This window comes from Rugosimonospora africana, from assembly GCF_016862975.1.
Lineage (GTDB): Bacteria > Actinomycetota > Actinomycetes > Mycobacteriales > Micromonosporaceae > Rugosimonospora > Rugosimonospora africana.
Window position 1 is genome coordinate 1 of record NZ_BONZ01000201.1, and the last position, 668, is coordinate 668.

General features: G+C 65.6%; 1 protein-coding gene. It reads left to right on the forward strand.

Annotation, left to right across the window (positions count from 1 at the left end; translation table 11 throughout):
- Nucleotides 1-60 precede the first annotated feature (60 nt).
- The coding region (locus tag Raf01_RS49220; protein ID WP_275413243.1) for a condensation domain-containing protein at nucleotides 61-668 on the forward strand (608 nt) is incomplete at its 3' end.

Below are 668 nucleotides of genomic sequence, written 5' to 3' on the forward strand. Positions count from 1 at the left end.
GGGTTCGACTTGTCGGTTCAGGGCCCGTTGCGGTGTTGGTTGTTGGTGGTCTCGCCGACTGTGTCGGTGTTGTTGTTGGTGTTGCATCATATCGCTGGGGATGGGTGGTCGTTGGCGCCGTTGGCTCGGGATGTCGCGGTGGCGTATACCGCCAGGGTTGCTGGGCAGGCGCCGGGGTGGGTGGGGTTGCCGGTGCAGTACGCGGATTACACGTTGTGGCAGCGGCAGGTGCTCGGGGATGAGTCTGATCCGGGCAGTGTGATCAGTGCGCAGGTGCGGTATTGGCGGCAGGCGTTGGCCGGGTTGCCAGAACAGGTCGGCCTGCCCACCGATCGTCTGCGTCCCGCGGTGGCCACCTACCAGGGGGCCACGGTGCCGGTGCGGTGGGATACCGGGTTGCATACCGGGTTGGTGGGGTTGGCCCGCCGGTTGCGGGTCAGTGTGTTCATGGTGGTCCAGGCCGGTCTGGTCGGGTTGTTGTCGCGGCTGGGCGCCGGTCGGGACGTGGTGATCGGGTCGCCGATCGCGGGTCGTACCGATGAGGCGTTGCACGAGTTGGTTGGGTTTTTCGTCAACACCCTGGTGTTACGCACCGACGTGTCCGGGCATCCAAGTTTCCGGGAGTTGGTGAGCCGGGTCAAAGACACCGACCTGGCCGCCTACGCACA